The following is a 10,527-nucleotide window of genomic DNA, read 5'->3' as shown; positions in this document are numbered from 1 at the left end:
TCTCTCATTTAAATGCTTTCCAAAACATTTTTTTCGCAGGAAGCTCTTGTTTCTCCGCTCGTACGTCAGGTTCTTTTACCAGAGCCTTACGTCTTAATGACGGTACCGGCAGCGGCTTTCTTTTCATTCGGGTATCTTTTTCTTCCCAAGCTTCCAGAATGACGTGGGCGTTCGTTCCGCCGTCGGCAAAGCAGTTGATGGATGCTGACGGTCTGGCTGCATCCCATTCGCCGGCTGTTTTATGAAAGTGAAAATCTGTCTTTGTTATATCAAAATGCGGCATCGGTTCGTCTCCTGAGAGAAACGGAACCGTTTGTTTATGCTTCAGCATTAATACGACTTTAATGAAGCTAGCGATGCCTTCTGCGCAAAGCGGATGCCCGATGTTCCGGCTTAATTGACCCGATGCCGAGCGGAACATGCTGCCCTGAGCGGTATACGGATTGAATCGCCTTCAGCTCAAGCAAATCAGTCACCGCGGAACCCGATCCGTTTGCTTCGATATAACTGATGTCTTCCGGCTTTTTGCCGCTTTTGAAAAGCGCGCTTTGCATGACATCTTTTTGCGCCTGCATATTAGGAGCTGACGGGCCTGCCGTTCTGCCGTCATTGTTCATGGCGGCGGCCTTAATGACCGCGTGTATCGTGTCGCCGTCTTTTTGCGCCTGGCTTACTGTTTTTAACAGCACCATGCCGACGCCTTCACCGAGGACAACTCCGCCTGAACGCTTGTCAAATACGTGAAATGCCGGTTTTTCGTTTAACAGCCCGCGCTCTTGGAACATCCGGTGCGCCGCATCCGTGTTCAGCAGGCTGACGCCGCCAACTACCGCCGCTTTGATATCGCCGCTTCTCAGTGCCTGAACGGCCATGTTCATTCCTGTCAAAGCCGATGAACAAGCCGTATCAAGCACGATGCTCGGCCCGCGCAGATCAAAAAATTGCGAAACGTTTGCCGCTAAATAATTCTGCCCGCCCGCAACGATCGGGTTGCGGGTATTCGCAAGACTTTCAGGATCAGGCTGATGCTGGCTGCGGCCTCCGATATACACACCGGCTTCTATGCCCTTGATTTCTTCACGGGTATAGCCGGCATGGCACCAAAGTTTCAAGCTCTCTTCCAATACCGCCAACGCCTGAGGGTCCATCGCTTTCGCGTCGTTTTCCGGAATGAAAAAGAATTCGGAATCAAAGTGATCCATATTGTCAATCAATCCCGCAACGTATTGATTTGCATATCCGAAACGTTCAGCCGGGACGGAGCCGATTGCGGACCTGCCGCTTCTCAGCAAGTCCCAATATTGTTCTAACGATTCCGCCCCCGGAAAACGGCAGCTCATTCCGACGACGGCAATGTCTTCAGTTACGGCATCACGCTTTTGTTCAGTGTGAACCGTTTGTACGGCAGCCGGAACCAAGATTTCTGTATCAGGTTCCTCCCTTTCTGCAAGCAGCGGCTGCCCATTGGATACAAGCCATTCGGCAAACGCGTCAATCGTCGGATGTTCATATAAAACAGATGGGTCTAAGTCCTCTTTGAGCGCTTGATTCATTTGCTGTAAAAGCTGCGCTAAAATGATCGAATCAACCCCGTAATCCTGAAACGGTTCGTCTGTTTCCAGTTCTTCCGGAGCGATTTTCAGCTCATCGGAAAACAATTTCACAAGCCACGCCTTCGTATCAAGAAGCAGTTCTCTGTCTGAATGTTTTTCCGCGGCTTTGCCGGGTATTACGGCTTCAGTCTCTTTTTGTTTTTTCTCTTGACAGAGCAGCCTGTCAGGATGCCATTCGCTCCGATCAACGATAGCCGGCAGAACGGACGGGCGGATGTTTTCAGATAAAATGCGGTCCAGCAAGTCAAGTCCTTCCGCGTTGGACAGTCCCAGCAGCCCGGTCTGCTTCAGGTTTTCTGTGCGGACTTCACCTAATCCGGTTTCCTTCCAGTTCGGCCATTGAATGCTGACTAACGGATATTGATGCTGATGAGCCGCCGCGAAATAATCCATGTACGCATTTGCCATCGCATAATCCGACTGTCCCGCCGCGAGCGCCGGAACGACTGCAGATACTGAAGAAAATAAGACAAAAAATTGCAAAGGATCATTTGTGAAAAGGCTGCTTAATGTTTGAAGCCCTGCGACTTTCGGTTCCAGCACTTCTTGTATATCGTCGGCAGTCTTTCTGATAAACGCCGGATTTACTGAATTAACCGATCCCGCACAGTGAATGACGCCGCCGATCGGTCCCATCGTGCGCCGGATCGTTTCAATTTCCGCTGCCGCCGCATCATGATCAGACAAATTCAGACTGATCACCGCCACTTGCACTCCTTTTGCTTCGAGCTCTTCAATCGCCCGTATCTTCTCTTTCAGCCTCGTATTAACGGCTGACCGTTCATGGCGGGGAGGAATCGGCTCCCTGCCTGTCAGCACTACTTTTTTCACGCCGTGTTTTTCTGTGAAATGGCGGGCGCATAAGAGACCCAGTCCCCTCGTCCCTCCGGTAATGAAAAGCACATGGTCTTCAGGAAACGGTGCGGGCTTATGTTCTGCTCGCTTCCCGCTTGGAATCTCCCTGAATAAAGCACGGTATCTCTGTCCGTTTCGGCGGCAGATTTCCGGTTCTGTGCTGTCCGCCGAAAATTCATCTGCAATCTGTTTGGCAAGCGTCTGCTGATCCGTATCTGTATCGGCATCCATGTGTCTGGACGTCACGTTTTGATACTCATTTTGAAGCATTCTGTACAGGCCGCTTTTTGCCGCTCCTGCAAGATGAATCGTTTTCTGCTGAAATGGCTCCAAGCCTTTTGTTACATATAGCAGCGTCAGCGGCCGCGCTTGCCGGCGGCTTGTATCAATCAGAGTCTGGAGCCGGCTGATCCCTTTCAGTGAAGGGTCTTCGTCTCCGCATCCCGTCAGATCGATTGCGCCATCTATGTGATTCCAATCGCCAGCTGCAGTGTCAGCGGAATCGACCGGGAGAATGAACGAGTCAGTGAAATGCTTCGCAGTCTCTTCGGCTAGCTCCGCTGTTCTTTCATCAGCCAGAATCATGACCGTCCTGCCGCTTTTCTCACCGGCCGAATCGATCTCACACGGAACCCATTGCTTATCTAAAAGCACAGCCTTGCGCCGGTCTTCTGTTTCCTGCGGTACGGCTTTCGGCTCAGGCAGCCAGTACGGCTCCTTCGCAAATGGGTAAGCCGGCAGACTGATTCTGCGGGGTTTTTCGCCTTGATAGAGTCTGTCCCAGTCCATCTGAAGCCCTTTGGCCCACAATTCCGCTATTTTGGCGTATTTTTTCTTATCGAACCACGACCTGACAAGCTGCTTCAGATCATCGTCCGTTTCAAATGCTTTGATTTCTTTTTTTGCCGTTTTAATGTGGGCTTCATATATCCCTTCACCCGTATTTCCGTTTACAAAATCGGTTAAACGGCTGATCAGTTCTTCTCTCGAACCGGCTGTAACCGCAAGACGGTAATCCATCGCATCACGCCCGGTTTGAAGCGTGTACGCCATATCTGAAAGATTGATATTCTGATTGGCTTTTGCAAATTCGATCACAGACTCGGCATAGGTTTTTACCTGCGGCGCTTTTTTCGCCGACAGCACAAAAATGTTTGTCTCATCAGGCTTACGGCTTCCCCGGTCTTTCGGCTGATACTCTTCGATAACGAGATGAGCGTTTGTGCCGCTGTAGCCGAATGAGCTGACACAGGCCCGCCGCGGTGCTCCGGCTGTTTCCCAAGGTTTGAGTTCGGTATTGACAAATAAAGGCGAGTCATCGAAATCAAAATGTTCATTCGGCGTGCTGAAATGAAGGGTCGGTACAAGCTGCTGATGTTTCATCGACAGCAGAACCTTCTGGACGCTTGCTACACCTGCCGCCGCCGACGTATGCCCGATATTCGATTTAACCGAACCGATGGCGCAAAATTGTTTGCGATCCGTTTTTTCCTTAAATACAGAAGACAGGGCTTCTAATTCAATCGGATCCCCCTGCTTTGTGCCGGTGCCGTGCATTTCCGCATAGGTGATGCTCTCAGGGTGGATGTTGTGCGCTTCATACACTTGGCGCTCTAAATCCATTTGGCTTTTCGCGCTTGGTGCGGTAATGCCGTTGGTTTTTCCGTCCTGGTTAATTCCAGATCCGATAATGACTCCGTAAATATGGTCTTGATCGGCTTCCGCATCTTTCAGCCTCTTCAAAACGAGCGCCCCCGCGCCTTCGCCGGGCACAAATCCGTTCGCACTGTTATCAAATGCTTTACATTGGCCGTCAGGAGACAGCATTCCGGCTTCACACATGCTGATGTATGATTCAGGCGTTAAATACAAGGTCACGCCGCCGACAAGCGCCATGTCAATTTCATGATTCAACAGCGCCTGACGCGCCAAATGAGTCCCGACGAGAGATGAAGAGCATGCCGTATCAACCGGAATGGCCGGCCCTTTCAAATTGAGATAATAAGGCAGGCGGGCCGCCGCGATGCTGAAACTGTTGCCCGTCGCGCTTCCTCCTGTCTGATGGTTGTTTAACATCAAGCCGTATTCATTGTTCATAATCCCCAAATAAACGCCGCAATTTTTCCCGTTTAATTCTTTTGAGCTGTAACCCGCATCTTCAAAGGCTTTAAAACCTTCCTGTAAAAATATCCGGTGCTGCGGGTCCATAAGTTCCGCTTCAGACGGAGAAATATTAAAGAACAGCGGATCAAATTCTTCAATGCCGTCAAGCATACCGATTGATCTGCAGTATACTTTGCCCTTCTTGTTTAAGGCCGGATCATAGTATTTGTCTACATCCCAGCGGGAAAGCGGGATGTCGCGAATGGCGTTTTTCGCACGGGCTAAGTTGTCCCAATACGTCTTTAGGTCCGGCGCATCCGGGTACTTGCCCGACATGCCGACGATGGCTATCGCGTCCGCTATCTCGTCTTTAGGCTCCCGTTTGGCCTGCACCGGTTCAGGTTCCTTTTGAACCGTTAATCTCTCAGGCTCGGCAGGTGTTTTCTCCTGCAGGGCGTGTTGCTGTGTAAGCGGCTTTGGACGTACGGGAACCGCCTGTTTTTTTCTGCCGCGGACGGACGGCTGCGTACGCAGAAAATCGGCAAATTGGCGGATTGTCGGATAATCATACACTTTCGTTACGTTACAGTCCGTGCCGTACCGTTTATTGACGGCCTTTATCCATTCAAGACCGGTAATCGAATCCATACCCAAGTCAATAAAGGCCTCATCAATATCCACTTCATGCCGCTCCATGTACAATACATCAGCCAGTGCTTTTGATAACTCGTCATGCACCGCTTCAATCGGTTCTTCCGGTTCGGCGGAAGCTGCCGTTTCAGACATCGCCTCCAGAATATCCGCTTCTGCTTGTATCACATGCTGCTTATGAGCGTTTAAAGGCTGCAGCAGTATGTTTGACGGTTTTTTCACGGCCTCTGTTTTCTGCGGTTCGGTTGCTTCCTCAAGGATCGGTTCTGTCCCGAGCTTTTTTTGCAAGAAAGCCGCAAACTGGCGAATTGTCGGATAATCATATACTTTCGTCACCGTAAGGGACGTGCCGTACGTTTTATTAACAGCCTTTATCCATTCAAGACCGGTAATTGAATCCATGCCGATATCAATAAATGTGTCGTCTGCGTCGATATCGTCGGCATCCATATATAAAACGTCTGCCAAACTTTCGGTCAATACGGCACTTACTTTCTCAGCGGAAACCGCCGGACGGGAAACAGACTGTACGGTTCTTTTCGGTTTCGCGCCGCTCAAAGGCTGCAATGAAATGTTTGACGGTTTTTCTTTGGCAGTCTCCTCGTGAAGAGTTGTTACTTCAATGACCGGTTCCGGGACGGCCGCCGGTGCGATCGGCGCAGACTGTGTTTCGGCCGGTCTTTTGACAGCTGTATCAGCTGATGTGTCGATCCAATAACGGTCTTTTGCAAACGGGTAGGCAGGGAGACTGATTTTTTGCGGTCTGCCCATTTGATACAGCTTATCCCAATTCAGCGGAAGGCCCTTCACCCAAAGCTCTAATACCTTTGCGGCTTTGCCTTTTTCAAGCCATGCCTCAATTGTTTTTTCCATGTCCTCATCAGCCGCAAACAGCGCCATCGTGTCTTTATTCTGTTTGACTTGTCCGCGGTAGAGCCGTTCAATTGACTCCTTGCCGCCCGTAAATTCGTCAAGCTTTTCTTCAAGCTCGCGCAAATTGCTGACAATGATTCCGAGACGCTCTTCCATCGGTTCACGTCCGATTTGAAGCGTATAGGCGATCCGGCTCAGATCCGCTTCCCGGTAACGCCCGCTCCGCAGCGCATCAAGAAGACGTTCCGCCCGTTTTTGAAGCCTTTGTTCATTTTTCGCGGAAAGGACGATCATCGACGGATGAGGCGTGGCGAAAGCCGTCTCCTTATCCTCATCAGCGGTATATTCTTGGATGACGATATGAGCGTTGACACCGCCGGCTCCAAATGAGGAAAGCCCTGCGGTTCTCGGCAGTTCTTTATTTACTCCTTTTTCATTTATGACCGGTCTTTTCCACTCTTCAAGCGTCTGCTGCACTTTAAACGGCGTAGCGAGAAAATCAATATTCGGGTTAAGCGTCCGGGAATGCAGTGACGGTGCGAGTTTCTTATGTTTCATTTGCAGGAGCACCTTCGTCAGACCCGCGATGCCCGCCGCGCTTTCACAGTGCCCGATATTGGATTTCGCTGAGCCGATGGCACAAAACTGTTTATCTTGTGTTTGTTCTGAAAAGGCTTTTGTCAGACCCGTGATTTCAATCGGATCACCGAGTGAAGTCCCGGTGCCGTGGGCTTCAATGTAGCTGACCGCCCTCGGATCGGTTCCCGCGTCTTTTAACGCCTGTTTGATCACCGCGGCTTGGGCGTTCGGGTTCGGTACGGAATACCCGTTTGTTTTTCCATCATGGTTTACGGCCGTTCCTTTGATCAGGCCGTAAATATGATCACCGTCCGCTTTCGCTTTAGAAAGCGGCTTAAGGAGTACGGCGCCCACTCCTTCACCGGGCACATAACCGTCCCCGCCTTCACCGAAACTTTCACATCTGCCTTTGCTTGATAAAAATCTGTTCTGGCCGAGCATCAAATATTTATTCGGATGAACGGATACATTGACGCCCCCGGCAAATGCTGTCTCGCATTCCCCGTTCCGCAAGCTTTGGCATGCCAGATGAATGGCTGTTAAAGAAGAAGAGCACATCGTATCCAGCGCCATGCTCGGACCGTTAAAACCGAATACATAGGAAGCCCTGTTCGCAATTGATGACGGATTTCCGGTCAGCGCAAGCGATTTTCCGCGCGCCTGTTCTTCTGCTCCGTAAAGCTGATATTCCTCATACATGACGCCGACGTAAACACCGACATTGGCGCCAAGCAAATCACCCGATTTTTCCGTGAGCTTTTTGCGCGTGTAACCGGCATCTTCCATCGTTTCGTAGACACACTGCAGGAATAACCGCTCCTGCGGGTCCATCAATTTTGCATCCCGGGGCGAAATAGAGAAGAACTGCGGATCAAATTTGTCCACGTCTTTCAAAAATCCTCCCCATTTTCCGTACGTCTTGCCTTCTTTATCTTTATCAGCGTCGTAATAAAGACTGTGATCCCAGCGATCGTTTGGAATTTCAGTTATGCAGTCAGTGCCTTCACTCAAGTTCTTCCAAAATTCCTGAAGATTTTCGGCCTGCGGATATCGTCCTGACATACCGATAATCGCGATATCTTCACGCTCCGTCAGCTGCTGATTTTTCCGCGTGTCTGGACGGACATGCGCAAAGCCTTTTTTGCCTTCATTCCGTTTGGAAACGGGCTTTACTTTCGCTTTCTCAGACAGCGCCGGTTTGGCTGCAGGGGTTTCTTCTGTTTTCATCCCGGTCACTTCCAGCAGCGTGTCCCGGTGTGCTTTCATAAAATACTGCGCCAGCGATTCGATATTCTGATATTCGAAAAACAAAGTTTTTGACAATGAACCGAAGCAAGTTGACGCCTCCGGCAACTGCCGATTCACATTCCCCGCGCCGAATGCTTTCCGCAGCAAGGTGAACCGCAGTCAGCGAAGATGAACAGACCGTATCGACCGCCATGCTCGGCCCGTGAAACGTGGCCCTGCATGGCGGAAATGACGGGAATATCACATTCCAGCGCCAAAGAGTACATGCGGTCTTCCGTAAACTTCGTGATGCCCTGCTGAATCCTGAGCAGACCTTCCTGTGTGCCTCCGGAAGCAAAGTAATGGCCGTATCCTGTTAAAATCACAGCTTTATAGACTGACGATTTTTTTATACGGGTGAATGCTTCCATCAATCCATCCGTCAGTTCTTTGGAGAAGGCGTTTTTATGGGCTTTATCCTGCATTGTCACTTGGATAATATCCGGTTCAATTTCGAGCAGTTCAACTGCGGCGTTCGGCATGATATCCTCCTAACTGTTCTCCGTTTCCCAAGGAAGCCGCCCCGTTTCTGCATAACGGAAAATGGCTGATTGGTTATCCGGATCTGAAAACATCGCTTGATTTTCGGCTAGAGCAATGGATTTCGAACGATGAACAAGGTCGTTTAAGGAATCCATGTATTTTTTATAGCGGATGACTGCTTTTTTCGACAGCGGGCGAAGGCGCAGCAAATGCTTTCTCAGCTCTGTTGCTGAGTCCGGGACACATACGTCACAAAGTCCCCATTCAAGCGCCTGGCGTGCCGGCACGGGCTTTGTCATAATCGTCATATAATGCGCCTTTTGAAATCCGATTCTTTGAATTAAAAACGGCAGAACGCAGGCTGGATAAAGTCCGAATAACAGTTCAGATAAACTGAACGAAGCACTCTCCTCTGCAATGACGATATCGCACGCGGCGGCAAAACCGACACCTCCCGCATTTACTTTTCCGCGGACGCGGGCGATTGTGATGTACGGCCCGGTTTTTAATGCCAGCCACAAACGGTAAAGCGGCTCCTGCGATTCCGCATGCTGCATTCCCTGCCTCATTTTCCGGTACATCTCATCAAAATCCGCCCCGAAACAAAATACCTCCGGCTGCCCTTCAAGCACTACGGAGGTCACGGAGTCTTCACATTCAGAAAGAACGTGCAGGCATTCCTCCACTAAACGCTCATTAATCGTATTGTTGGCTTCAGGCCGATCAAAGGTGATGAAGCAGACATTTTGCTGAAAACGGACGTTTATCGTTTCATAGGTCACGATATCCACCTGTATTTCCGATGAAATTCCGTGATTTCTTCCAAATACAAACGAGGGCTTCCTGTATGATGGTCTAAAATGTTCGGCACCATATTCATATCCAATTTGACATTCCTGGTTCCGAACTTCACCAGACCGCTGCCTTTAAACAATTCTTCATACTCCTCCATGGACAGCCTGTATCTGTTGTTCAGGTGCTCTTCTATTTTGAAAGAATGCTGCCGCGTTTGTCCTTCAGGCGTCACAACGCCGCTGTAAAATTCTGAACAGCACCCGGAGCCGTACGAAAAACAGCCGATCCGCTTAGAAGTGTCGAATGCCCCTTGGTCAATCGTGCTTGCAAGAGCCAGTAAAGAGGCTGCTCCCATAATATTTCCAACTCTTTGGCAATAGCGGAGCCCCGGCTCTACCCTGGTTTGAAAATCCTGTTCGATTTCAGCGTTTTTCGCTTTTGCAAGCTTGCGCATCATCGTCCGGTGGGCCCCTTTGACCATGCCGCCAAACGGTGTATGGAAGGCAAGATAGTGAAACGTCTCTTTGTAGTCAGCGCCCGGCACACGGTTTTTGTACTCGCGAAATGTCTGTTCACAGCAATCGAGATAAGACATCAATGACAAGTCGGCGTCACCGGCTTCACTGTCCGGGATCGGACGGCATGTATCCATCACTTCATAGCCGTAATAGCCGTTGGCGCCCGCATCCGCCTGAAATACGATTGGATTTTCACCGATCAATAAGGCGACGGCACCTGCTCCGGCGCTCGGTTCTGCGTAAGACCAATCCTCGCTTAACGCATCGCCGCCTTCGGCAATTAAAAACCGGGAAATATCCGTCGCGACGACAAGCGCCTTCGCTCCGGGGGATGTCTGCGACAAAATAAAATTAAGCGCCATCTGCAAGCCCGCCGTTCCTGAATAACAGGCTTGCTTCAGTTCAAATAAACGGCAGTTCCGGTTGAGGCCTAAGTAATCATGAATATATGTACTGAGTGATTTTCCGAAATCGATGCCGGACTCCGAGCAGGTAATCAGCAGCTCGATTCTGTCTTTTTCAGCCTCTGTCAATCGGTCGATAATCGGCTTTGCCGCGTTAACGCCGAATGTGACGGGGTCTTCGTACGGAAGAGCCACCGCTTTTTCTTTCATCAGTAAATTCTCAAATCTGGCAGGGTCTAAGTTTCTGTACTCCGCCAGCTGCATGACATCAAGGTATGCTGTCCCGCCAAACACATTTATCGCTTCTATTCCGGCAGCCGCCATGAACTTCGCCTCCAATATGAATTTTGAGTTTCCGATTATTTC

Annotated in this window: 3 protein-coding genes and 1 pseudogene; all 4 read right to left on the bottom strand. The window is 50.1% G+C overall.

Annotation, left to right across the window (positions count from 1 at the left end; genetic code table 11):
- Positions 1-4: 4 nt before the first annotated feature.
- Positions 5-8,006, bottom strand: a pseudogene (locus NYE38_RS08825) (SDR family NAD(P)-dependent oxidoreductase); the annotation flags it as partial.
- 29 nt (positions 8,007-8,035) lie between these two features.
- On the bottom strand, positions 8,036-8,443 hold the full coding sequence (locus tag NYE38_RS08820; RefSeq protein ID WP_017417813.1) for an enoyl-CoA hydratase-related protein: 408 nt from the start codon (positions 8,441-8,443) through the stop codon (positions 8,036-8,038).
- A 9-nt stretch (positions 8,444-8,452) separates the two neighbouring features.
- Positions 8,453-9,226, bottom strand: coding sequence for an enoyl-CoA hydratase/isomerase (locus NYE38_RS08815; protein WP_017417812.1), 774 nt, complete (start codon positions 9,224-9,226; stop codon positions 8,453-8,455).
- The gene (locus NYE38_RS08810; RefSeq protein ID WP_017417811.1) at positions 9,223-10,485 is read right to left on the bottom strand and encodes a hydroxymethylglutaryl-CoA synthase family protein; all 1,263 of its coding nucleotides are present in this window, start codon (positions 10,483-10,485) and stop codon (positions 9,223-9,225) included. The genes NYE38_RS08815 and NYE38_RS08810 overlap by 4 nt, the downstream gene beginning before the upstream one ends.
- Between the last annotated feature and the right edge of the window lie 42 nt (positions 10,486-10,527).

It is taken from the genome of Bacillus sp. EU63 (genome assembly GCF_038592915.1).
Taxonomy (GTDB): Bacteria; Bacillota; Bacilli; order Bacillales; family Bacillaceae; genus Bacillus; species Bacillus velezensis.
This window is presented reverse-complemented; position numbering and strand designations above follow the sequence as displayed.